At 36.1% G+C, this 24137-nt stretch carries 26 protein-coding genes; 22 read left to right on the plus strand and 4 right to left on the minus strand.

All coding sequences use genetic code 11. From position 1 onward, the window contains the following. The first annotated feature begins 3 nt into the window (after positions 1-3). Together dnaB and RTP52_RS03275 are read left to right on the plus strand one after the other, a co-directional pair. The gene (gene dnaB, locus RTP52_RS03270) at positions 4-1332 is read left to right on the plus strand and encodes a replicative DNA helicase (protein ID WP_312100964.1); all 1329 of its coding nucleotides are present in this window, start codon (positions 4-6) and stop codon (positions 1330-1332) included. 291 nt (positions 1333-1623) lie between these two features. Next, complete coding sequence (locus tag RTP52_RS03275) at positions 1624-2511, plus strand: MerR family transcriptional regulator (protein ID WP_312369222.1); 888 nt, start codon at positions 1624-1626, stop codon at positions 2509-2511. Between the two features lie 148 nt (positions 2512-2659). Here the strand turns inward: RTP52_RS03275 and RTP52_RS03280 are convergent, their stop codons facing one another. Then, positions 2660-2827: a DUF362 domain-containing protein gene (locus RTP52_RS03280; protein ID WP_012201749.1), complete on the minus strand. Its 168-nt coding sequence runs from the start codon at positions 2825-2827 to the stop codon at positions 2660-2662. A 262-nt stretch (positions 2828-3089) separates the two neighbouring features. Here RTP52_RS03280 and RTP52_RS03285 point away from each other — a divergent pair, with 262 nt between their 5' ends. After that, a complete protein-coding gene (locus RTP52_RS03285) occupies positions 3090-3290 on the plus strand; it encodes a DUF1858 domain-containing protein (RefSeq protein WP_312100974.1) in 201 nt (66 codons plus the stop codon). 207 nt (positions 3291-3497) lie between these two features. Here RTP52_RS03285 and RTP52_RS03290 read toward each other — a convergent pair whose 3' ends face one another. After that, complete coding sequence (locus tag RTP52_RS03290) at positions 3498-4280, minus strand: adaptor protein MecA (protein WP_312100977.1); 783 nt, start codon at positions 4278-4280, stop codon at positions 3498-3500. A gap of 417 nt (positions 4281-4697) precedes the next feature. On the opposite strand from RTP52_RS03290, the gene RTP52_RS03295 reads away from it, so the two are divergent. The 18 genes from RTP52_RS03295 to RTP52_RS03380 all read left to right on the plus strand — a co-directional run bounded on the left by RTP52_RS03295 (position 4698) and on the right by RTP52_RS03380 (position 20852). Beyond that, positions 4698-6023 carry a serine/threonine protein kinase gene (locus RTP52_RS03295; RefSeq protein ID WP_312100980.1) on the plus strand — a complete coding sequence of 442 codons (1326 nt, stop codon included), beginning with the start codon at positions 4698-4700 and terminating at the stop codon, positions 6021-6023. Positions 6024-6236: 213 nt separating this feature from the next. Next, positions 6237-6839 carry a hypothetical protein gene (locus tag RTP52_RS03300; protein WP_312369225.1) on the plus strand — a complete coding sequence of 201 codons (603 nt, stop codon included), beginning with the start codon at positions 6237-6239 and terminating at the stop codon, positions 6837-6839. 738 nt (positions 6840-7577) lie between these two features. Continuing rightward, the gene (locus tag RTP52_RS03305; protein WP_312100985.1) at positions 7578-9362 is read left to right on the plus strand and encodes a glycosyl hydrolase family 18 protein; all 1785 of its coding nucleotides are present in this window, start codon (positions 7578-7580) and stop codon (positions 9360-9362) included. Between the two features lie 54 nt (positions 9363-9416). Then, positions 9417-10130: an N-acetylmuramoyl-L-alanine amidase gene (locus RTP52_RS03310; protein ID WP_312369227.1), complete on the plus strand. Its 714-nt coding sequence runs from the start codon at positions 9417-9419 to the stop codon at positions 10128-10130. Between the two features lie 61 nt (positions 10131-10191). After that, the gene (locus RTP52_RS03315; RefSeq protein ID WP_312100989.1) at positions 10192-11250 is read left to right on the plus strand and encodes an L-threonylcarbamoyladenylate synthase; all 1059 of its coding nucleotides are present in this window, start codon (positions 10192-10194) and stop codon (positions 11248-11250) included. A 43-nt stretch (positions 11251-11293) separates the two neighbouring features. Next, complete coding sequence (locus RTP52_RS03320; protein WP_312369229.1) at positions 11294-11749, plus strand: low molecular weight protein arginine phosphatase; 456 nt, start codon at positions 11294-11296, stop codon at positions 11747-11749. A 209-nt stretch (positions 11750-11958) separates the two neighbouring features. Further along, complete coding sequence (gene rpiB / locus RTP52_RS03325; RefSeq protein WP_312100995.1) at positions 11959-12387, plus strand: ribose 5-phosphate isomerase B; 429 nt, start codon at positions 11959-11961, stop codon at positions 12385-12387. Positions 12388-12625: 238 nt separating this feature from the next. Beyond that, positions 12626-12919, plus strand: a complete 294-nt coding sequence (locus RTP52_RS03330) for an AtpZ/AtpI family protein (RefSeq protein ID WP_312369230.1) — start codon at positions 12626-12628, stop codon at positions 12917-12919. A 60-nt stretch (positions 12920-12979) separates the two neighbouring features. Beyond that, positions 12980-13360: an ATP synthase subunit I gene (locus RTP52_RS03335; protein WP_312101000.1), complete on the plus strand. Its 381-nt coding sequence runs from the start codon at positions 12980-12982 to the stop codon at positions 13358-13360. A gap of 38 nt (positions 13361-13398) precedes the next feature. Beyond that, the gene (atpB, locus tag RTP52_RS03340; RefSeq protein WP_312101020.1) at positions 13399-14142 is read left to right on the plus strand and encodes a F0F1 ATP synthase subunit A; all 744 of its coding nucleotides are present in this window, start codon (positions 13399-13401) and stop codon (positions 14140-14142) included. 48 nt (positions 14143-14190) lie between these two features. Next, complete coding sequence (gene atpE, locus RTP52_RS03345; protein WP_012201736.1) at positions 14191-14451, plus strand: ATP synthase F0 subunit C; 261 nt, start codon at positions 14191-14193, stop codon at positions 14449-14451. A gap of 39 nt (positions 14452-14490) precedes the next feature. After that, positions 14491-15075: a F0F1 ATP synthase subunit B gene (gene atpF, locus RTP52_RS03350; protein ID WP_312101004.1), complete on the plus strand. Its 585-nt coding sequence runs from the start codon at positions 14491-14493 to the stop codon at positions 15073-15075. After that, complete coding sequence (gene atpH, locus RTP52_RS03355; protein WP_312101006.1) at positions 15063-15611, plus strand: ATP synthase F1 subunit delta; 549 nt, start codon at positions 15063-15065, stop codon at positions 15609-15611. Before atpF ends, atpH begins: the two co-directional genes overlap by 13 nt. A 58-nt stretch (positions 15612-15669) precedes the next feature. After that, positions 15670-17178 carry a F0F1 ATP synthase subunit alpha gene (gene atpA, locus RTP52_RS03360; RefSeq protein ID WP_312369232.1) on the plus strand — a complete coding sequence of 503 codons (1509 nt, stop codon included), beginning with the start codon at positions 15670-15672 and terminating at the stop codon, positions 17176-17178. Positions 17179-17196: 18 nt separating this feature from the next. Continuing rightward, positions 17197-18072, plus strand: coding sequence for an ATP synthase F1 subunit gamma (gene atpG, locus RTP52_RS03365; protein WP_312101010.1), 876 nt, complete (start codon positions 17197-17199; stop codon positions 18070-18072). A gap of 18 nt (positions 18073-18090) precedes the next feature. Then, entirely contained in the window at positions 18091-19509 is a 1419-nt protein-coding gene (atpD, locus tag RTP52_RS03370; RefSeq protein WP_312101012.1) for a F0F1 ATP synthase subunit beta, read from the plus strand. A 9-nt stretch (positions 19510-19518) separates the two neighbouring features. Further along, on the plus strand, positions 19519-19938 hold the full coding sequence (atpC, locus tag RTP52_RS03375; RefSeq protein WP_312101014.1) for an ATP synthase F1 subunit epsilon: 420 nt from the start codon (positions 19519-19521) through the stop codon (positions 19936-19938). A 53-nt stretch (positions 19939-19991) separates the two neighbouring features. Then, complete coding sequence (locus tag RTP52_RS03380) at positions 19992-20852, plus strand: YwmB family TATA-box binding protein (protein ID WP_312101016.1); 861 nt, start codon at positions 19992-19994, stop codon at positions 20850-20852. A 290-nt stretch (positions 20853-21142) separates the two neighbouring features. On the opposite strand, the gene RTP52_RS03385 is transcribed toward RTP52_RS03380, so the two are convergent. Beyond that, positions 21143-21976, minus strand: a complete 834-nt coding sequence (locus RTP52_RS03385; protein ID WP_312369235.1) for a glycerophosphodiester phosphodiesterase family protein — start codon at positions 21974-21976, stop codon at positions 21143-21145. Positions 21977-22255: 279 nt separating this feature from the next. Here RTP52_RS03385 and yfcE point away from each other — a divergent pair, with 279 nt between their 5' ends. Next, positions 22256-22804 (plus strand): phosphodiesterase, encoded by a 549-nt coding sequence (gene yfcE, locus RTP52_RS03390; protein WP_312369237.1) that lies wholly within the window; start codon positions 22256-22258, stop codon positions 22802-22804. Between the two features lie 187 nt (positions 22805-22991). Here the strand turns inward: yfcE and RTP52_RS03395 are convergent, their stop codons facing one another. Next, a complete protein-coding gene (locus tag RTP52_RS03395; RefSeq protein ID WP_312104220.1) occupies positions 22992-24065 on the minus strand; it encodes a PTS transporter subunit IIC in 1074 nt (357 codons plus the stop codon). Between the last annotated feature and the right edge of the window lie 72 nt (positions 24066-24137).

Genomic DNA, 24137 nt, shown 5'->3' on the forward strand with positions numbered 1-24137 from the left:
GCCATGGATGAGGCATTTATTAAGAAGATTCAACCGCATAGTGCAGAAGCCGAGCAATCGGTAATTGGCTCCATGATTATGGACCGTGATGCGATTATTACTGCCTCTGAAATATTGAATGCAGAAGATTTTTATCAGCATCAGTATGGAGTATTATACGATGCTATGATAGAGCTATTTCAGGAAGGAAAACCTGTTGATTTAATTACACTACAGAGTAAATTAAAAGAAAAGGAAGTACCTCCGGAGTTATGTAGCTTAGAATTTATCAGTGATTTGATTCGTTCGGTTCCAACCTCGGCGAATGTAAAATATTATGCAACAATCGTTAGTGAAAAAGCATTGCTTCGTCGTTTAATTAAGGTGACAGAAGGAATCACCAACATGTGCTATCTTGATAAAGAAAAGGTAGAAGCGGTTTTAGAGCAGACAGAGAAAGATGTCTTTAGCATTGTTCAAAATCGTAGTTCTGGTGATTTTGTAAGTATCAAAGATATTGTTATCAAGTCTCTGGATAGTATTGAGGCAGCATCAAAGAATAAAGGCAGCGTAACAGGTATCGCTACTGGTTTTTATGATTTGGATTATAAGATGGCTGGTTTACAGCCATCGGATTTAATTTTGATTGCAGCAAGACCTTCTATGGGAAAAACAGCGTTTGTCTTAAATATAGCAGAATATGTTGCAGTACGAAATAAAATAACGACAGCAATTTTTAGTCTGGAAATGTCAAAGAACCAACTTGTAAATCGTATCTTATCGATGAACTCCAAAGTTGACTCTCAAGCAATCCGAAGCGGTGAGCTAAATGATGAGGATTGGGCAAAATTAATGGAGAGTGCAAGAACTGTCGGTGAGTCTGGTCTAATCATTGATGACACACCAGGTATCTCGATAACAGAGCTGCGTTCAAAGTGCAGAAAGTTTAAGTTAGAACATAATCTTGGTTTAATTATTATCGACTATCTTCAGTTGATGTCAGGTGGTAAGAAATCTGAATCGAGACAACAAGAAATTTCGGAGATCTCTCGTTCTTTAAAAGCTTTAGCTAGGGAGGTTAACTGTCCAGTAATTGCATTATCTCAGTTATCTCGTGCAGTAGAACAACGTCCAGATAAACGTCCGATGCTATCTGACCTTCGTGAATCTGGTGCGATTGAGCAGGATGCCGACGTTGTTATGTTCATTTACCGTGATGATTATTATAATCATGATTCAGAGGATGCTGGTGTATCAGAAATTATTATTGGTAAACAGAGAAATGGTCCGACAGGTACTGTAAAACTTGCTTGGTTATCTCAGTTTACAAAGTTTGCGAACTTAGAGCGATAATGTAAAAGTAATAAACAATTTTCACATTTTTATTAAGGGAAAGTTCGCGAAGCGTACATTCTCTTATATCTGGTAGTAGCACATCTGCAAGCTGATGTGGTATACAATGGGTGTTAATTGAAAAAGAATCGACAAAGTATAAAGTTTTAGAGGGTGTTTTTGCAACACCCTCTTTTTTTTTACAGATTACTGTCGAAGGGTTTTTTTAAAACATTGGGACGAGTTGTTGCATTTCAATGTCCAGATGTTATAATTAGGAAGTGGAAATTTATTACATTTCGGAGGACGCATATGAAAGATAGGATTTATATGATAACGGAGGCTTCAAAGATGATTGAGGTCAAGCCAAATGAGCTTCGATATATGGAAGAACAATTGGAACTGGATATCCCCCGCAATGAGTTAGGATATCGATATTATAAACTACAGCATATAGAATTATTAAAAACAGTAAACATATTAAAGAATGAAGGATTTTCTTTTAAGGTCATTCAGATGATATTGCCTTACATAGATAAGTTATTTTCCATGGAGCCTGGACGTATCGATTTGTTTAAGGACAAACTAGGTGTAGCGACAGGGCTTTTTGGTACAAAGGCACAGCAGAATTTACGTACTCAATATTCGAAGTGGCGTGATGCAATGAATTTAGATAGTATGGAGGAATTAAAAAAGCTAGATAATTTGGATGCCAAAGGAGCGATAATAGACGTGCAGACAATGGAAAAGGTAACGAAAAAAAATGGGGATTCCTTAGAGTTTCATGATGTGGTAGAACAAAAAAAACCATACGATATCGAACAAACTGTGGAGATCGTAGAGGAGGAAGTGAGAGTTTCCAAAGAAGTAGAGGCTATTGGCATTAAGCCTGAGAAGAACAATCAAGATAAAGTAAAACAATTTATACAAATCATGCAGGGAATTATGGTGGACGCAATGCAAGAAAACACACAGTATTTAGCAAAGGACATTAGCAAAACGGTATCGGACTCTGTAGTGAAAGAGATTGATTATCGCATGAGGTTAAGAGAAGAAAGAGAAGAGGAACGCTTTAAACAGCTAGATAGGCTTATCCGTGAAACACAAACGAAAGGTCAGGTAGCTGCAACAAGAGAATATAGTAGTAATAATAAAAAAAAGGAAAGTAAATTTTTTAAGAAAAATAAAGTTAGGATATAGTAAATGTATCAAGATTACCAAAGGAAAAAAGAGCTGTTGTATCAAATACAACAGCTCTTTTTTGTACATGATAATATTCCTTATCATGACAATAGAATCACATGATGTGTATGTCTATTGATAGAATCTAACGATTCCTATGTTTTAATTAACCCTCGATAGCACCTGTAGGGCAAGTAGATGCACAAGCGCCACAATCTAAGCATGCATCTGCATCAATCTCGTAATGAGAAGCGCCTTCAGAGATAGCTCCTACTGGACATTCGCTTGCACAAGCTCCACAGCTGATGCAACCATCATTAATTACGTATGCCATTTTGTTTACCTCCTTTAAATATTTGTGATATCATTTTACTCTAAATGGACAAAGAATACAAGTCAAATTTTATGCCATCCTTATCTGTCCAATAAAAATAGCTATATATAGAAAGAGTGGATATTTGAGTAATTCTTTATAATCTTTTTAAGAAAATATTTCTTTTTAAGAGGCTTGACGACAACTATTGGGTAAACTATAATGTAATGAACACGATGTCGTGTTTATATGGAGAGGTTTTACTCATAAGGAGGTAATAAATATGAAAATTACGAAGGATATGATTATCGCAGATATCATTGCAATTGACCAGAATTTAATCCCTATTTTATTAGATACCGGAATGCATTGTATAGGATGCCCATCGGCTCAAGGAGAGACATTAGAAGAAGCATGTATGGTTCATGGAATCGATGTGGACGAGTTAGTTGCAAAATTAAATGCTTTTGAGGAAGCAAAATAATATAGGTGAGTTTTTTGCACCATCAATCTGATTATCGAAACAGGAATCAAGTTTCGATAATAAAAAGGTGCGTTTTTTGCACCATCAACCTGATTATCGAAACATGCATCTAGTTTCGATAATATAAAAACTTAAAGTAAAATGGGCTGTAGAATTACAGCCCATTTTCTATATAATTTTTTAAATTGTGTAAGAGTTTTCAAGTCATTATAATGAATTTAATTTTTGAATTGCTTTGTCTGCAATTATGACATCATAATGTTCTTTGTAGTAGGAAATACTTGCGTAATTTGTCTTCTCTGACTTCCCGTATTCGGAGATAATGTTACATACCTTATTAAAATCTTCTGGTGTATGCCTTGAGATATGCACTACCAAGTAGTATTTAGAATCTACCGGATTTTTATATAATGTGTTATATCCTTGATAAAATGGTACGATGATTCTTGCTAGGTTGGTGAGTTCGCTTAAATTACGGAAGGAGAATATTTTATAGAGAGAGCTTGCTAACTGAACAAACTCCTCGTTAGCCTTCGCCTGTTGTTCGGATTGCTTTTGGTTTGGAACAAATTCTTGCTTAGAAGTATTACTTTTATCGCGTTTACCAAGTAATTCACCAAGGTGTTCAAAACAATTTAAAATCTCATCTGCGTAAGCATCTTCCTCTTCTTCCTCTTCCTCTAAGTCATCATCATCAGATGCATAAGGTGTAAAGTTTGAAAATCTAGTGTCTAGTTCATCTGGGTCCTCTACTTTAGTAATCACAAGAACCAAACAATCTGCCGATACCGGTGTTGCTTCTATCATCAGTGGAATATCTTCCGCTTCAAAACCAAATTCATAAGCAGCCTGTTGCATCATCTCTCGAAAGAGCTGTTTCGCTTTGTCACTACCGTATGCTAATTCGCTAATGCGTAGTTCCCGGTCCATAAGATCTTCCTTATTCAGTGTGCATCGAATTTGAGTATCGCTTATTTTTTCAAGTTTCATAGAATCACACCCCTTTCTATTCTTACGGCTCTATTCTATTTTGAGTTTTAACATCATTTGCACTGTGTATACAACAAGGGCTGGTAACCCTATTGTCTTGTACAAAGTATAATTGATAACCTTAGAGAAGTCAATAACCTATGCATTTTAGTCCTCTCGTCAGAATTACTAAAAATATCACATTACTTTGTACAGCACAGATTGACGATTCTCATTGCATCGGAAAGAAAAGTTATCTATAATAGAGATAGATTCTTTCCCATCTTAATTCATGACAAGGAAAGTTCTCAAAGTTCTTTTTCTTGTACATGTCAAGCGAATTGACTTGCTAATTCATCTTGATAAACTTATGAGACGCGTTATGCTCATGAATTTATATTGCTTAATGATCATCTATTTTCCGGTAGAAAGGAGAGTATGCAAAACGACCTTTGGTTTGGAAAATATCGTATCCAAAAAGTACTGAAAAGACATGAGGATACTATAGTATATTTAGCGGAACATATATCGTTACATAGTCTTTGTATTTTAAAGAAAATTGATAAGAAATCTCCTTTGTGTAGGGGATTATACCAAGAGGCAAAAGTTCTTAGCAGTCTACATCATCCATCAATCCCATGTGTCTTTGATTTCATTGAAACTGAGAGTTTTACTTGTTTAATACTTCAATACCTGCCAGGTAAAACATTATTAAGTGTCTGTCAATCTTTTGATATTTCTGAGAAGTTGATTCTATCATATGCAATCTTATTATGTGATATTCTTAAGTATCTTCATTCCCAAAAGCAACCTGTACTTCATCTTGACATAAAACCCTCAAATCTTTTGATATCTGAATCTGAACTTTATTTAATTGACTTTGGTAGTGCGATAAGAAAATCAGATATACGAAAAGATTTTTTTGGAACAAGATGGTTTGCGCCACCGGAACAGTATGAACAATCGATTCTTGATGAGCGCACGGATATCTATGCATTTGGTATGGTATTGTATTATATGGTATTCGGACAAGAATATACGAGGAGAAAAGGGGAAAATATTGAAGAAAATAACCGATGTAGCAAGGAATTATCAGCGGTTATTAATCGTTGCTTAATGCTTAAGAAGACAATCAGGTATTCGTCTATCATGGAGATTAAAAAACGATTATTACAGATACAACAAAAACAAAATAAAGCCGGAGAAGGAAAAGCGTCAGCTAGTTATTCAGTGAGTGGTTCACAACGTCATATTGGATGTACTCATTTTGCAATAAAATTATGTAAATTTTTAAAATATCAATATGGAAATTGCCTTTATATCGAAAGCAATCCTACACGTGCAGTATGTGATATGTTAACGGAAAATGGGAGACTAAATTCAGATGGAATCTACGAATATGAAGGAATTCCTATGTTACCTTTCTACGAAGGGAGGATTCTCTCTGATGAAATGTTATCTAAGTATAAGCATATTGTTTATGATTATGGAGTTCTCAGAGAAGAATATAGAGAGGACTTCTTAAAAGGAAAACATTGTTTTACTGTTGTTGGGGCAAAGGATTGGGAGATAACTAACACAAAACAGCAACAAAACCTATTAAAAAGTAGTAAAGTGATTTATTTAGCAAATTTTATCACTACAAAGGAGCAGGCAAAGCTATTACGCGCCATGAATTTACAAATTGAACGATTGCCATATGAATCAATTACACTCACAGGAAAAACATCGGAAACGATGAAAATGCTAAGAGATATCCTATAAATAAATTAGTTTTAGATAAAAAAATTAGTTTTAGATAAATAAATTAGTTTTAGATAAATAAATTAGTTTTAAATTGATTTAGAATGGAAAGAAAAATTGAGAATGAAGAAAAGTAAAAATATGAATGGAAAGAAAAAGATGCGAATGAGAAAAAGAATAAAAATGTAGTAAAAAAAAGAATGAGAAGAAAGAAAAGAACGAGATTGGAGAAGGATGAAAAAGAATAGGATAGAGGTGTTTAAGAGAATAGGGCTACTGGGTTTGCATAGAAACTCTGGAGTCACTCATCTTACGTTATTGATGGCTCAGTATCTAAGTGGGTGTCTAGGGCATAAGGTCACTGTATTTGAAAAGAGTGGTCGTTTTGATTTAGCTTCTCTACCAAACTATTACTCTGTTAACGAAAAGTGGACCGATGGATTTAAGTTACATGGAATTCAGTTTTTAACTAAATGCAATATAACTGAAAACAATGATTATAAATATAAGTATAAAAATTCTGATAAAAATGGATGCGTGCTTATTGATTTTGGTACGAACTATAAGGAAGTTATGGAGGTAAAGGAAAAGTTAGATATCGTGGTTTTTGTATTCATGAATGCACCGTGGTATCAAGCAGAGGAGTTGTTATTAAGATATATGACGGATGATAAAACTCAATTTAAAAAGGCAGCCATATGTAATATGGCTACAAAAAGGTCATTAACACATGGTTTAAAATTACCGATAAAACCGAGCGTACTTGGATTAGAACCAGTATGTTTTAATCCATCAGCGGAAGCAATATGTCTATTTGAATCTATGCTACGTATGTAATAAATGTAATTTCATATTCTTTAAAAACAAATTTCACGAAGTACGCTTTTTCTTATTTATGGCAAGCACATCTGCAAGCAGAGGTGATTTACAATAGATATTCGTTTTTAAATTTTTTTAGGCATTCACTTAAATGATTAAGTAATGAGCATTGCAACTTTGTATCAGTAATCTGTATCAAATAGGAGTTAAGATGCATATCACACCTTCTTATTCCAAGCAAATTAATCAAATGTTCTTATGATACATATCAGGGTCTTAATTTCGAAGGGCTGAAAATTTCTACAGCCGTTATTCCAAATCAAACACTCGCACCAGTGATGTAATCTACTTGATCGTTTAAGATGTATAAATGCAACTTGAGTTTCGCATAATAATTCGAGAACTCACATGACAAGACAGTCTTTTATCTGTAAATCGCTTTAGGAGCAATTATCTCAATACACTGCTTCTTGCAATTAGGATAAAAGACTGTTTTTTATGTGCCAAATATGGGTAAAATCTAAGAGTAGAATTTGCTGATTTTATGGTTAAAAGGGAAGAGATAGCTAGAAGCTTATAAACTAACACAAGAAATTTTAATGCTTAATTTATATTTTTTTAAGGAAAAAGAGAGGAAATCATCGAAATAATAGATGACGATACTTGGGAAAAATGCTATAATATTCACCATGGATTAGTTTACCTAGGTATTCACATGCGTACAAAACGCATAGGAGAATACGAAGAGAGGTTAGTGTGAAAAAACAAGTTGTTTCACACACAAATATGAGCCTGCGTCCCAAAGTTTGCAGGCTATGGAAAGGCATGGTTTTTAAGATGGATAAAAGAAAAAGAATTACAATCATCGGAGCTGTCGCGGTAGTGGTTGTTGTACTTGCGATTGTTGTATCTTATATCGTTGAAAAAAATACACCAAGTAAAGAAGTAAAAGCATTATCCGAATACTATCAAGTTCCTGAAGGGGAAGCGATGGTTATCATGGATGATATCGTTTATGAGAAAAATGCAAAACTTTTAGATGGTGTTTTATATATGGATCTCGATACCATAAAAGATAAGTTCAATAAGAGATTTTATTGGGATGCGATAGAAAATGTATTAATCTACACAACACCAACAGAAATTATTAAGGCAGAGGTAGGAACAAAAGATTATCTTGTTAATAAAAACAAAGTATCAGCAAACTATCCAGTCGTAAAGATGGTTAATACAGAGGTTTATGTAGCACTACCATTTGTTGCAGAATATTCTGATATGCGTTATATGGCTTATGAAAATCCGGATTTAGTTGTAATTCAGTGTAAATGGGGAGATTACTTGTTTGCCGATGTGGAGAATGCAACACAGGTAAGAACAGGAGCAACCATAAAAAGTCCCATTTTAAAAGAACTTAATAAAGGTGATCGTGTTTTATTAATCAATAATGGTGGAAATCAAGCAAATGGATTTTTAACCGTTATGACAGAAGAAGGAATCAGAGGATACGTCCGTAAAAAGAACCTTTCAAATTCTTACTATGATAAGGTTACTAGTACCTTTGAAGCTCCTGTATATTCAAGCATTGCAAAAGATTATAAAATTAATTTAACCTGGCATCAGGTTACCAATCAAGAAGCTAATAAAAAGTTAGGAGAGGTAATAGATTCTACGAAGGGTGTTACGACGATATCACCAACTTGGTATCGTATTAACTCTAAAGAAGGAACATTAGCCTCTTTGGCAAGTGAAAGCTATATAGAAAAAGCTCATGGTATGGGAATTGAAGTATGGGCGCTAGTGGATAATTTTGATCCTAATGTTGATACCTATGAGGTATTATCAAAAACTTCAAGTAGAGAGCGTTTGATTAATGAATTGATAGCAGAAGCTATAAAATATAACCTCGATGGTATTAATATTGATTTTGAGAATTTATCAGTGGAAACAGGTCCACATTATATTCAATTCTTACGTGAGCTCTCTGTGAAGTGCCGAAGCAATCAGATTGTATTATCATCTGATACTTATGTTCCAGCATCTTACTCTAAGTTCTATGACAGACAAGAACAGGGGGCTGTACTTGATTATGTTATAATAATGGCATATGATGAGCACCACAGTAAATCAGAAGAAGCTGGTTCTGTTGCGTCCATCGGTTTTCTACAAAAAGCAATTGATGATACGTTACTTCAAGTGCCAAAGGAAAAGCTTATTATGGGAATACCATTTTATTCAAGACTGTGGAAGGAATATACGGAGCTTGGTAATCCAGCACTTGCTTCTGAGGCAGTTAGTATGACGAGTGCTGAAAAAACGTTAGAAGCGAACAAAGCAACAAAGAGCTGGGATCAAACGACAGGACAATACTATTCAGAGTATGAGAAAGACGGTGCAAAATATAAAATTTGGCTAGAGGAAGAGGAATCTATTGAAGCTAAGATGAAACTAATCTCTGAAGCTGATTTGGCTGGTGTTGCAAGTTGGAGATTAGGATTTGAAAAACCTAGCATATGGAATGTTATTCAGAAATATGTGAATTAGAATCTTTTTCGTTTCATATGATATAAAGAAACGCAAGGAAACTAGGTCAGAACAATGAAAAAACGTTACTTTAATGTTTTATTTGCAATCTTGGTTCTCTGTTCGATGCTACTTCTCTCAGATAAGAGCGTTGAAACCATGAAACATATGTTTTCAAGGTCTAAACAGCCGAAAGAGGATCATAGATTAACTGTTGTAATTGATGCTGGTCATGGAGGATTTGATCCTGGAAAAGTTGGAGTGAATGGAGTACTTGAAAAAGATATCAATCTGGCGATTGCGATGCATTTAAAGGAGTTATTAGAACTAAATGACTTAAAGGTAGTAATGCTACGAACCACAGATGAAGCGCTTCATACAGAAGGTGTCTCAGGTAAAAAGGCTTCCGATTTAAAAAAACGTGTTCAATTGATGGCAGAGGCAAATCCAGTCTTAGCAGTAAGCATTCATCAAAATAGTTTTCCGCAAGAATCAAGTTATGGTGCTCAAGTATTCTATTACACGGAATCTGAACAGGGAAAAGAATTTGCCCAGATTATGCAAGCAACATTAAAAGAATGTATTACCGATGGTAATCATAGAATGGAAAAACCAAATAAGGACTATTACCTGCTAAAGAAGTCCACTTGTCCACTCCTTATCGTTGAGTGTGGCTTCCTTTCTAATCATAAGGAGGCTAAACTTTTGAGTACAGAAAAATATCAAAGAGAAATGGCGTGGGCAATTCATATGGGTGTAATGAGGTACTTAAATACGATAGAGCAATAATTGATTTATTCACATTCCAGAGGTAGATTGATTATGCAGAAAGAGTTAAGAAGGTAGAACAGTGAAAACAATAATAAAGCGAATGGATCGAGATAATTTAAATTCAGAAGATTTTAAAGAAGCAGTAGAATTATTGAAAGAAGGACAGCTAGTAGCGTTTCCTACAGAGACTGTTTATGGACTTGGTGGTGATGCCCTTGATAAGACAGCGGCAAGGCGAATCTATGAAGCAAAAGGTAGGCCTTCCGATAATCCTTTAATCGTTCACATCGCAAATATAGGAGCACTGAAAGATTTGGTAGTGGAGGTTCCGGAGGAAGCGTATCGATTAGCTGACGCTTTCTGGCCGGGACCGCTCACGATGATATTAAAGAAGAGTGATTTGGTTCCATTGGAGACGACAGGAGGCCTTGATACGGTAGCAATCCGTATGCCATCGGATGAGATTGCTAGACGCCTAATAAAAGAGTCTGGCCTTTATTTAGCCGCACCAAGTGCGAATAAATCGGGAAGACCAAGCACTACAAAGGCGGAACATGTTATTGAGGACTTGGATGGATGCGTATCCATGATCATCGATGGTGGATCCTCTACGATAGGTTTAGAGTCAACCATTGTAGATTTGACTGGTGAGAACCCTGTGATTTTACGTCCTGGGTTTATTACAAAAGAGATGTTGAATCAGTGCATTGGGGGAACAGAATATGACCAGGCGGTATTAAAAAAGGAGAAAAGTGACCCAGTAGTAGCAAAAGCTCCTGGCATGAAATATCGTCACTATGCACCGAAAGGACAACTTACCATTTATGAAGGGGATACAAATCAGGTAATTAAAGCAATTAATGAAGTTGCAAAGCAAAAGACAGAAGAAGGCTTTCATGTAGGAATCCTTGCTACCGAAGAAACGAAGGATCTTTATTTTTATGGAGATGTAAAAAGTATCGGAACTAGAAAAAATGAAGAAACAATTGCTGCACACTTATTTGAATGTCTTCGCGAGTTTGATACTAGCAATGCAGCTTATATCTATTCAGAAAGCTTTGAGGATAATTCTTTAGGACAAGCCATTATGAATCGTCTATTAAAGGCTGCTGGTTATCAAGTTGTTACAATAGATTGACATAGAACAAAGTTTAAGGAAAACAAAAGTAGGGGGAAAAATCATGCCACGAAAGTATGATAAAGTAATCTTTGTCTGTACAGGGAATACTTGCCGTAGTCCAATGGCGGAAGCACTTCTAAAAAATTTAATACAAGAAGATGAGATTAAAATACGATCAAGAGGATTAATTGTCTTATTCTCAGAACCAATCAATCCAAAATCGGAAGAGGTTTTAAAAAATCATAACATTTCAATTAATGGACATACGACGAAGCAGTTTAAAGCTTCCGAGGTGACAGAAAGTACCTTGATATTGACCATGACATACAAACAAAAATTAAAGCTCATACTAGATTACGTTATCGAAAGTAACATATACAGTATAAAAGAATATGTCGGAGAAATTGGCGATGTGGTTGATCCATATGGCGGAACACTTCTTGATTATGAAGAGTGCTTTGAAGAACTTGCTCTATTAGTCAAGAAAACGATGTACCAGTTAATGAGAGAAGTGTGAAGAGAATTTCTAAGGTGTCAAATGCCACCTAAGAAATTCTAAAGCTTCACACTTGAACTGAAATAGCAAGTATGTTCCAATTATAAGATTGGCGGTGCAATTTAAAACGAATCAAAGGTAAGATTCGGGATAAAATATGATATACAAGATTACGGTTCTATGTTACCATAGTACCGAATAAACGAAAGATTTGAATTGGAGGAAATATAATGATAGCACTTGGTTGTGATCATGGTGGATATGAATTAATGCAGGAAGTAATCGCTTACTTAGAGGAGAAGAAGATTCCATATAAGAACTTTGGAACTGATTCGAAAGCATCTTGTGACTACCCAGTTTTTGGGAAAAATGTCGCTATGGCAGTTGCAAATAAGGAATGTGAGTTCGGCATTTTGATTTGTGGAACCGGAATTGGTATCTCCATGGCAGCAAATAAGGTGGCTGGAGTGCGAGCGGCATTATGCCATGACTGCTTTAGCGCAGAAGCGACAAGACAACACAATAATGCAAATGTACTATGCATGGGGGGAAGAGTAGTTGGACCTGGTCTTGCATTAAAGATTGTGGAAATCTTTTTAAAAACTGAATTTTCCAATGATGATAGACATATTAGAAGAATCTCTATGTTGGAGAATTAAATAACTTAGGGGCTGTTATAATGACGGAAATTGCATATATTATAGTATGCATATTAAAAAAACGTTAGTATAGCAGCTTTTGTGATTGACGGATTCGTTGAGAATAATGCACTATACTTCTCTGATACAAGAAAGTGGACAATCTTAGACAAAATGGTATAATATTACTCATACTCTGTCAAAAAGAAGAAAAAATATAATTAATACCAAAAAACAGTATTAAGGAGTTATACAGTGTATGAAGAATAAGAGCGGTGTAGCGAAAGGACTTATAATGATAAGCCAAATTGGTATCAGTATGCTTGTTCCGATTTTCTTATGTGTTTATGTTGGAAGGAAGTTGGACGACAGTTTTGGGACCAATTATATTACTATCATTGGAATTTTACTTGGAATTATGGCAGCATTTCGTAACATCTATCTTATGACAAAATCATTTTATGCGAAAGACAAGGCAAGAGAAGATGCTGAATTAAATTATTTGGATGAAATGAAAAAGGAACGCGAGAATCGAAGACAAGAAGATAGATAATACCCAAAGATAAGCGCAGAAGTGAGATTATTATTAAAAATAAATGGGAGGTTGCTTAGTATGAATGAAGGGAAAAAAACATTTCAGGAATTATTAATTGGTATCGCAGTATTTGCAATCTTATTTTTTATTCCAGGTTTATTTTTAAAAGTAGATAAGCTAGCCTATTATCTTGGGCTTGGTTTGGGAACATTAGTATCAGTATTATTAACATTTAGTATGTATTCAACGATTGAGAAATCTTTATATATGGATGAAAAGAGTGCCGTGAGCTACACAAAGAGAAATGCAATATTTCGTCTTATGTTAATTATTGTAGTATTATTGGTTGCAGTTTATATCAACAGTATCAACGTAATTACAGTGATACTAGGAGTATTATGTTTGAAGTTATCGGCGTATATGCAGCCGTTAACCCATAAATTATTAAGCAAAAAATAAGAGAAAAGGAGGGTGAAAAAGTGAGTTTAGGAAGCATAATGCTTTCCTCAGGCGTATTAAACCCACAAGCAGTAGAGGTGGCAAAGGATGATATAACCTTTGGTGTTGACGGTCTGATTCGGTATAATCTGTTTGGGCATGAGCTATGGATTACTACAACACATATAAGTCTTTTGGTTGTGATGATTGTCATCATAGTATTTGCTGTGATAGCGAACCGTTGTATTAAAAAAGCAGATCCTTATAAGGTACCTGGCAAGTTCTTGAATTTGATTGAGTACTTGGTAGAAAGTATTGATCATATGACCAAAGCTAATATGGGCGAGAAACATGGTTTGAAGTTTTCAAATTACATCGGTACCTTGTTCATATCTATCTTGTTAATGAACTTCTCTGGATTGTTTGGCATGAGACCACCAACAGCAGATTATGGTGTGACTTTAGCATTGGCATTGATTACCTTTGTACTTATCCATTACAATGGATTTAAGTATCAAAAAGCTGCACACGTTACAAATCTCTTTAAACCACTGCCATTAACCCCGATTAATATTATCGGTGAACTCGCAACGCCATTATCTTTATCGTTGCGTTTATTTGGAAATATATTATCGGGTACAGTTATGATGGGATTGATTTACGGATTATTACCAAAGGTAATATTATTACTTGTACCGGCTCCGTTACACATATATTTCGATATATTTTCAGGAGCCATTCAGACTTATGTGTTCTGTATGTTAACGATGGTATTTATCTCAAATACATTTGAGGATGCATAATTATTAGTTTACAATAAGAGTAAAAGAAAGATTAAGGAGGAATTATATATGATTTCTAATGAAGCATTTGTTTTAGGTTGTTCAGCAATTGGTGCAGGTCTTGCGATGATCGCAGGTATCGGACCTGGTATTGGACAGGGTATTGCAGCAGGTCATGGTGCAGCTGCGGTAGGTAGAAATCCTGGTGCAAGAGGTAACATTATGTCTACTATGCTTTTAGGACAAGCAGTAGCAGAGACTACAGGTCTTTATGGTTTCGCGGTTGCTATTATTCTCTTATTCGCTAACCCACTTCTCGGTAAGCTGTAATCGGCCTCTAGAAAATAATAAAGGAAGGGAGGCCGAAATGTGGGCAATTTGATAGCAAGCATGTATAACAGTACAGTATTGGCGACGGGAGCGAGTGAATCAAGTCTAGTAAACCGTATCTTTGGTTTAGACGCGCAACTTCTGGCAGATGTAGCCATTATGGGACTTGCCATATTTGTACTATTTTTAGCTTTATCGTATTTTCTGTTCAACCCGGCCAGAGAACTCTTACAAAAACGTCAAGACCGTATTAAAGAGGAAATGGATTCATCAGCAAAGGATAAAAAGGAAGCAGCGCAATTAAAAACTAATTACGAAGCAAAGATAAAAGAAGCTTCTAGGGAAGTGGATGAGATCTTAAGTGAAGGTCGTAAGAAGGCATTAAAGCGTGAGAATGAAATTGTTGATGAAGCAAAGGTGGAAGCTTCTAGAATTAAAGATAGAGCAAATAAAGAAATTGAATTGAATAAGAGCAAGATGAAGGATGAAGTAAAGCAAGAAATGATTGCTGTAGCATCCGTTATGGCTGGCAAAATTATTGCTGGTAACATAGATGAAACAAAACAAAAACAGTTGATTGATGAAGCTTTGAATGAGATGGGTGATGAGACATGGCAAAACTAGTATCCAAAACATATGGAGAAGCGTTATTTGATTTGGCCTTGGAAAATCAGTCTCTTGATATAATAGAAGAAGAAATCAAAGCTGTGAAGATAGTGTTTAATGAGAATACGGAACTCATCAAATTCTTAAATCATCCTAAGATTACGATGGAAGAAAAGGTAGCATTTGTTGAAAATATCTTTAAAGGTAGAGTAAGCGATGATGTTACCGGTTTCCTAGTAATTATTATTAAGAAGGGAAGATATGATGAGATTTCCGGAATCTTTGATTATTTTCTGGCAAAGGTTCGTGAGCATAAAAACATTGGAATAGCTTATGTGACTTCTGCAGTAGAATTAAGCGAGCAGGAGCAAGAAAAGATTAAAAATAAGCTGTTGGCTACAACAAAATATGTTCAACTTGAGATGAATTACAAGGTGGATGCGTCAATCCTTGGAGGATTAATCATTCGCATCGGAGATAGAATAGTGGATAGCAGCCTAAAATCGCAGCTAAACACGCTATCAAAAAATCTCTTTAAGATACAGCTTGGCTAAACATTATAGTAAAAGCGGTACTTAAGGAAGAAATCTGCAGAAAGAAGGTGCTTATCTCTTGAATTTAAGACCTGAAGAAATCAGTTCAGTCATAAAAGAGCAGATTAAGAATTATAGCATGCAGCTTGAGGTATCTGATGTTGGTACTGTTATTCAAGTAGCAGATGGTATTGCTCGTATTCATGGTCTGGCAAACGCAATGCAAGGTGAGCTTCTGGAGTTTCCAGGAGACGTCTATGGCATGGTGTTAAACTTAGAAGAAGATAATGTCGGCGCCACATTACTTGGTGATATAAAGAATATTAACGAAGGTGACACTGTGAAAACAACTGGTAGAGTAGTAGAAGTTCCAGTTGGTGATGCATTGTTAGGCCGTGTCGTAAATGCTCTTGGACAGCCAATCGACGGGAAAGGGCCGATAGAAACAAAAAAATTCCGTCAAATAGAACGTGTAGCTTCTGGTGTAATCGCAAGAAAATCCGTAGATACACCGTTACAGACAGGTATTAAAGCGATTGATTCCATGGTTCCAATTGGACGTGGTCAGCGTGAGCTTATTATCGGTGATAAACAGACTGGTAAGACAGCAATTGCTCTTGATACGATTATCAATCAAAAGGGTCAAAATGTAAAATGTATTTACGTTGCAATTGGTCAGAAGGCTTCTACGGTTACAAATATAGTGCAAACGTTAGAAGAATATGGTGCTCTTGACTATACTACAGTAGTTGCATCTACTGCAAGTGAGTTGGCGCCACTTCAATATATTGCTCCATATAGCGGATGTGCTATAGGAGAAGAATGGATGGAGTCTGGACAGGACGTTCTTATAATTTATGATGACTTAACGAAGCATGCAGCAGCTTATCGTACACTTTCCTTGCTTCTTAAGAGACCACCAGGACGTGAGGCTTATCCAGGTGACGTATTCTATCTACATTCCAGACTGTTAGAGCGTGCTGCTAGATTAAGTGATAAATTTGGTGGTGGTTCCTTGACAGCACTACCTATCATTGAAACGCAGGCAGGTGACGTATCTGCTTACATTCCTACGAATGTTATATCTATCACGGATGGTCAGATATATCTGGAGACCGATATGTTTCACGCAGGTTTCCGCCCAGCGGTGAATGCAGGCCTTTCCGTATCTCGTGTAGGTGGTTCTGCACAGATAAAAGCGATGAAGAAGATAGCAGGTCCTATCCGTATTGAGCTTGCGCAGTATCGTGAACTTGCTGCATTTGCTCAGTTTGGTTCTGACCTTGATGCAGATACGAAAGAAAAACTTGCACAAGGTGAGAGAATTAGAGAAATCTTAAAACAGCCACAATATAAACCAGTGCCAGTTGAGTATCAGGTAATCATTATCTATGCTGCAACAAAGAAGCATTTGTTAGATATTGAGGTTAGTAAAATTAGAAGTTTTGAAAAAGAATTATTTGAGTATATCGATGCGAAGTATCCCGAAATTCCTGTAAGCATTCGGGAAAAGAAGGAAATGGATAAAGAATGTGAGAAAGCTCTAATCACAGCAATTGAAACATTCAAGAAAGAGTTTACGAACTAATAGAGAGGGTGTGAAGCTATGGCCTCAATGAGAGATATTAAAAGGCGTAAGGAAAGTATTCAAAACACCGGGCAGATTACGAAGGCCATGAAGTTAGTTTCTACAGTAAAGTTGCAAAAAGCAAAGGCAAGGGCTGAGAATACGAAACCTTACTTTGACCATATGTATGGTACTGTACTATCAATGCTTCGTAAGTCCGGTAATATATCACATCCTTATCTATCAGCAGGTAAATCAAATAAGAAGGCGATTATTGTAATTTCCTCCAATCGTGGTCTGGCAGGTGGTTATAACTCCAATATCATAAAGCTCGTTATGGGTAGTGATATCAAAAAAGAGGATGCTGTTATTTATGCCGTAGGTCGTAAAGGAAAAGAGGCATTAGCGAGAAGAGACTACCAAATTGCAAAAGACTATTCGGAAGTAATGAATGAACCGACCTATAAAGGTGCTATTGAAATCGGTCAGGCTGTGCTTGATGCATTTGTAGCAGATGAGGTGGGCGAAATCTACCTTGCCTATACATCCTTTAAGAATACAGTAAGTCATATACCGACTTTTATAAAATTGCTACCAGTGGATGTGGAAGCAGCATTACAGGAGGGTGATAATAAAGAGGATTTAAACGAGCGTCTGACTCTAATGAATTATGAGCCAGCAGCAGAAGAAGCATTGAATCTGATTATCCCAAAATACATTAACAGCCTTATCTACGGCGCCTTAGTACAGGCTCTTGCTAGTGAAAATGGTGCAAGAATGCAGGCTATGGATTCTGCTACAAATAATGCAGAAGATATGATTTCTGATTTATCACTTAAGTATAACCGTGCTCGTCAGAGTTCGATTACACAGGAGTTAACAGAGATTATCGCTGGAGCAAATGCTATTAACTAGAAAAGGAGTGACAAATAATTGGCAGATAGTAATAATAAGTTGAAATCGGGCTTAGGTAAGATCACTCAAATCATCGGTGCCGTACTTGATATCAAGTTCGAGGAAGGCAAACTTCCAGAGATATACGATGCGGTTAAGATAAAGAAGAACGATGGAGATACTCTGGTAGTTGAAGTAGCGCAGCACCTAGGTGATGATACCATTCGTTGCATCGCTATGGGACCTACCGATGGATTAGTGCGTGGTATGGAAGCGGAGGGAACAGGTGCTCCTATCAGCGTACCAGTTGGTGAAAATACACTAGGTCGTATGTTTAACGTTCTTGGTAATCCAATCGATGAGAAGGAGCAACCAAAAGACGTAGAATATTTTCCAATTCACAGAAAGGCACCTGCCTTTGAGGAACAGTCTACTTTGACTGAAATCTTAGAGACTGGTATCAAAGTAGTTGACTTGTTATGTCCATATCAAAAAGGTGGTAAGACTGGATTATTTGGTGGTGCTGGGGTAGGTAAAACCGTATTAATACAGGAACTTATCACAAACATTGCAACTGAGCATGGTGGATACTCTGTATTTACCGGTGTAGGTGAAAGAACAAGAGAGGGTAATGACCTTTACTACGAAATGATAGATTCTGGTGTTATCAATAAGACTACCATGGTGTTTGGCCAGATGAACGAGCCACCAGGAGCGAGAATGAGAGTAGGCCTCACTGGTCTTACGATGGCAGAATATTTCCGTGATAAGTCTGGAAAAGACGTACTACTCTTTATTGATAACATTTTCCGTTTTACACAGGCAGGTTCTGAAGTTTCTGCGCTACTTGGCCGTATGCCAAGTGCCGTGGGTTATCAGCCTACCTTACAGACAGAGATGGGAGCTCTTCAAGAGCGTATCACATCGACTAAAAACGGTTCTATCACATCCGTTCAGGCTGTATACGTTCCTGCGGACGATTTAACTGACCCTGCTCCGGCAACAACGTTTGCCCACCTTGATGCAACTACTGTACTTTCTCGTTCTATCGTTGAGTTAGGTATCTATCCTGCGGTTGACCCATTAGAGTCTACCTCGAGAATGCTTGACCCACGTATTGTAGGGGAAGAGCATTACAAGGTATCGCGTGATGTGCAAGAGATTCTTCAAAGATATAAGGAACTTCAGGATATCATCGCTATTCTTGGAATGGATGAGTTATCAGAGGATGAGAAACTTTTAGTTGCGAGAGCAAGAAAAGTTCAAAGATTCTTATCGCAGCCATTCCACGTTGCAGAGCAGTTTACAGGTCTTCCTGGCCGTTATGTTCCTGTTGCTGAGACGATTCAAGGGTTCAAGGAAATTCTTGAAGGGAAGCATGATGATATTCCGGAAAGCTACTTCTTAAATGCTGGTAATATTGATGATGTACTTGCAAGAGTGAAAGCAAACAAGTAGGAGAGGAAGATGGCAGATAACAGTAAAGATTTTAAGTTACAGGTAATCTCTCCTGATCGCATCTTCTTTGACGGAGAGACTGATATGATTGAAGTAAAGACGACAGAAGGTGAAATGGGTATCTTAAAGAACCATATTCCTCTAACTGCAATCTTAACTCCAGGAATTCTTCGAATTAAAAATGGAAGTGAAGAACGTATCGCAGCTCTTCATGAGGGTTTTATTGAAATTCTTGGTGATAGAGTAACGATACTTGCTGAATCGTGTGAGTGGCCGGATGAAATTGACTTAAATCGTGCGAAAGAAGCAAAATTACGAGCGGAAAGACGTTTAAAGGGTACAGAAGGTAATATCAATGAGGCAAGAGCTGAAATGGCACTTCGCAGATCCGCATTACGTATTGAAGTTGTAGAAAAGTATCAGAAATAGAATAAACCTCCATTTCCTGGCAATAATCAAAAGAAAGGAATGGAGGTTTTATTATGCGTGATTTTCAGTTTAGTTATGATCGGAAACGTAGACACATACCGATTCGAGAAGTTCTAAGCAATAAAAGGATGCGTTTTTTAGTTGCCATAGTTATGCTATTGTGGGTTGCAGTCGGGGCACAAATCGTTGTAAATAAAGTATTTATGAAAGATGGAGATATTATCGGAGCTTTTATGAATACGAATTCCGGATTAATGGAAAGTACATTAGAGGTAACTGCAAATTATGGGAATCAGTACTTAACACAGGAAGAAAAGCTATCGCTAATTTCTTATCTCTCGAATGGGTTAGGAATACGATTCGATCAGAAGATAGAAAATTATGAGACGTCAGAAAGAAAAGAAACAGTTTTTATAAGAGAAGCAAAAAGAGCAAAGACGACGATTAAAGTTGTTACGGTGAATGGTAACAGCTCTATTGATGCATTTGCACAAAATTTAGAGAAAGCTTCTGGAGTTACTCAGTATGTAATGGTACGTTTAACAATCTATGAGGATACAAATAATGATATTTTAGAGTATCAAAAGATTATTAAGTCACTGTTTGAGCAGCTAAAAGTAGCTACAACAAATATTAATACTACCTTACAGTTTAGTGGAGCATTTGCAGGGAATCTATTCCTGGAGACAAAAGACAAAATAGCAGATCGTATGATAGATAATTTAAATGGTACAATTGTATACGAAAATCGTCAGAATGATTTGTATACCATCTATGCTTATACTGGACTATTAGATGAGTATATTAAAGTAGATGGAAACAAAATTAATATTCAAGTTGCTATGAATTATGACGAAGAGAATGATACAACAAAAATCTATCTTGCAACCCCTATTATTAGTGGAGACTGGTAAAGATATTACTTATTTGGATATACAATAGAGTTGTTTATGTTTTCTTACAAGAACAACTATAATTAAGAAAACCCGTTCCCTTACAAGAAGAATTGTCATAAAGAAAAAGCTCGTTCTGTGAACTATTCCTTGTCAGGACTATTAAAAATAAAACATGAAGTCTTTTTGAAATTCAAATTGACTTCATGTTTTATTTCTGCTTTTATTATTTCTATTTATATCTTTTATTATTTTTGTAATCCGAAATTACTTCTTTTATTATTTTTGTAATTCGAAATTACTTCTATTCATTATTTTTTATAATTAACTTCCGGAAAATAGTATTCAAAAATGACCATTTTATTCGTTTTCTCATAATAAGCTGAATCATCATTCTTCCGAATTGTCCAAACAGCAGGAATGGCACCCAGAAACTCAGACAATTTTACTAACCAAGCGTTTTTTTTCTTATGGTATGCAATAAAGTGTGGTCTTGCAACAAAGTTTGTTAAAACACGGCTTATGGCATAAGCTTGAAACTTTGTAAGCTGTTTTTTAAATTCATCCGGGCCGGCGCTTAACTGTCCACGTAATATTTCTGGAGCGTTCTTTTTAAACCAAGCTACTATCAAAGGTTGAAAACTTTCTACACAGAAATCTCCTTGGTAGTTTTTTAGAATTTCATAAGCTTTTTCGCAGAGTAAGCTGTTTTTTGGACCATTTTTTAGTTCAACGATTAAAGGCACTTTCCCATTTACTAATTTAAGAACATCAGTAAAAAGTGGAATATGTTCGTTTGTATTACAAAGTGTAAATTGCTTCAATTCTTTATAGGTATAAAAATCCAAACGATTATCAATGCCACAGACACGATTTAAGGTATCATCATGAAAAACTACAATTTTTTTGTCTTTTGTAAATTGGATATCTAGTTCAATTCCATATCCATGTTCTACAGCTTTACGAAAAGCAGCCATAGAGTTCTCTGGAATTGTTTTCGATTTGTTATGAAGACCACGATGAGCATAATTTTTATATTCCAATGGTGCTACCATAGATTTTTGATATTTACCTGGAGCAATTAAGAAGATAACAAGGAGCATAAAAACAATAAGGATTATAAGTAACGTAATTATTACATTCATAGTAGTTTTGCCCTTAAAAATATTACCTAGGGCCATCCTTTCTTTTTGTTTTATAGTTACTTTATTTTAGTTGCAAATGGCATCAAATAGATGCCGTAATATATTTGAATTCTAGCACAAGATTTTATGCCAGTCAACGCTAGCAAAAATTAGATTGTCCTTTTCTTTGAAAATTGCTTGCATTATGTTAGCTGCTTTTATAAGATATAAAAGATGAACTAAGTTTTCTATAGTAAAGTTCAACATATATAGTAAGAAGAACATTAAGGAGGACACCTTATGAAACTTATGTTTGCATCCGATATACACGGTTCTGCATATTATTGTGAAAAATTAATGAATTGTTATGATAAGGAACAACCGGAGAAATTAATATTACTTGGTGATCTTCTATATCATGGCCCAAGAAATGATTTACCAAAGGATTATAATCCCAAGGAAGTCATTCGTATGTTAAATGAAAAGAAAAATGAAATCTTATGTGTCAGAGGTAACTGTGAGGCAGAAGTGGATCAGATGGTATTGGAGTTCTCAGTAATGTCTGACTCTTTGTTACTTTATGTAGATGGAATTACCATCTTTGCTACTCATGGGCATCTATTTCATGAAGAGAAACTTCCTCCAATTAGTGATAAAGATATACTAATTCATGGACACACTCATATTCAAGCAATCCGTAAGATGGAGAAAGGTATGTATCTAAACCCTGGATCTGTTTCAATTCCAAAGGAAGGTAATAAGAATAGCTATATGGTTTACGAAAATGGTACGTTTTTGATAAAATCTTTGGATGGAGAAAGTATTAGAGAATGGAAGTGTGATTTATAATAATAAAAGCACCAAACAGAACGTGATATGATATGCTCCCCTTGTGGTACTTGACAGGGAGCATATCAACGAGAATCTGTTTGGTGCTTTTATTCATGGCAAGGAAAACTTTCAAAAGTGCGCCGCTTATTGTTTGTATAAAACGATGTCGTATCAAAATATTATTACATATTATGAATAAATTATATTAGGCATCTAGCTTCATATCTCCAAACTTAATCCAGTTTTTCTTTCGCATAAATTCCGATACGATAATAGAGATAGCAGCAGGCAAGATAAAATGCATTAGTAGAATTAAACCAATAGAGCCAGCAGTACCAAACGTAGGAACCATGGAATCAAAGGCCATAAACTGCCCTACTAAACCAGAAGTACCCATACCAGATCCTGTAGGGTTATTGGTCATGCCGATGAGTGCAGAAATCGGGCCTAAAATAGCACTAGAGATTATTGCAGGCATCCAGATGATAGGTTTCTTAACGATGTTTGGCATCTGAAGCATACTTGTTCCTACACCTTGTGCAAACAAACCACCTATTTTATTTTCGCGGTAACTTGCAACAGCAAAGCCGACCATATTTGCACAACATCCGATGCAGGCAGCACCCGCTGCAATTCCACCTAATTTTAAAGAAATTCCTAGGGCAGCAGAACTAATTGGGAGGGTTAGTACAATACCCATGATAACAGATACGATAATACCCATTAGAATAGGTTGCCTTTCCGTACCCCAATTGATAAGCTCACCTAAGGCTGTTATAAAATTAGAGATGCCTGGGCCAACTAATAAGCCTGCAATGGAACCGGAAGCAATCGAGGCAATTGGTGTTACAAGGATATCTACTTTGGTTTTACCAGATACCAGATGACCAATTGTAATTGCTATATAAGCAGCGATAAACGCACCTAATGGCTCTCCAGGAGTTGCAAATGCTATCGTTGGTATCGCGCTATCAGACATTAGAAGGGTACCCTTTAAGATATTTGACGCATAGGCACCAACCATTCCAGCGGTGGCAGCGGATAATAAAACCAATGGTGATTCTTTAAACTTATATGCTACACCACAGCCAATACCAGCGCCTGTTAAAATAGTAGCTATTTTACTTATTAAAAATAGCGTATCTCCAACCGTACCGCCAATGAATTTTGAAATCTGTTGCAAGATGGTACCGACAATCAAGGTGGAAAATAGGCCAAGTGCCATTCCGCTTAACCCGTCGATAAAGATTCGATTTAGAATTTTTCTAATGTTAGACATAGTTCTCCTCCCAATGTTTGAAACAACAGCCAAATGTTTCATAGTTATTCTATCGTATAAAAAAGCTGTATA

It is taken from the genome of Lachnoclostridium sp. (assembly GCF_031997925.1).
Taxonomy (GTDB): Bacteria; Bacillota; Clostridia; order Lachnospirales; family Lachnospiraceae; genus Lachnoclostridium.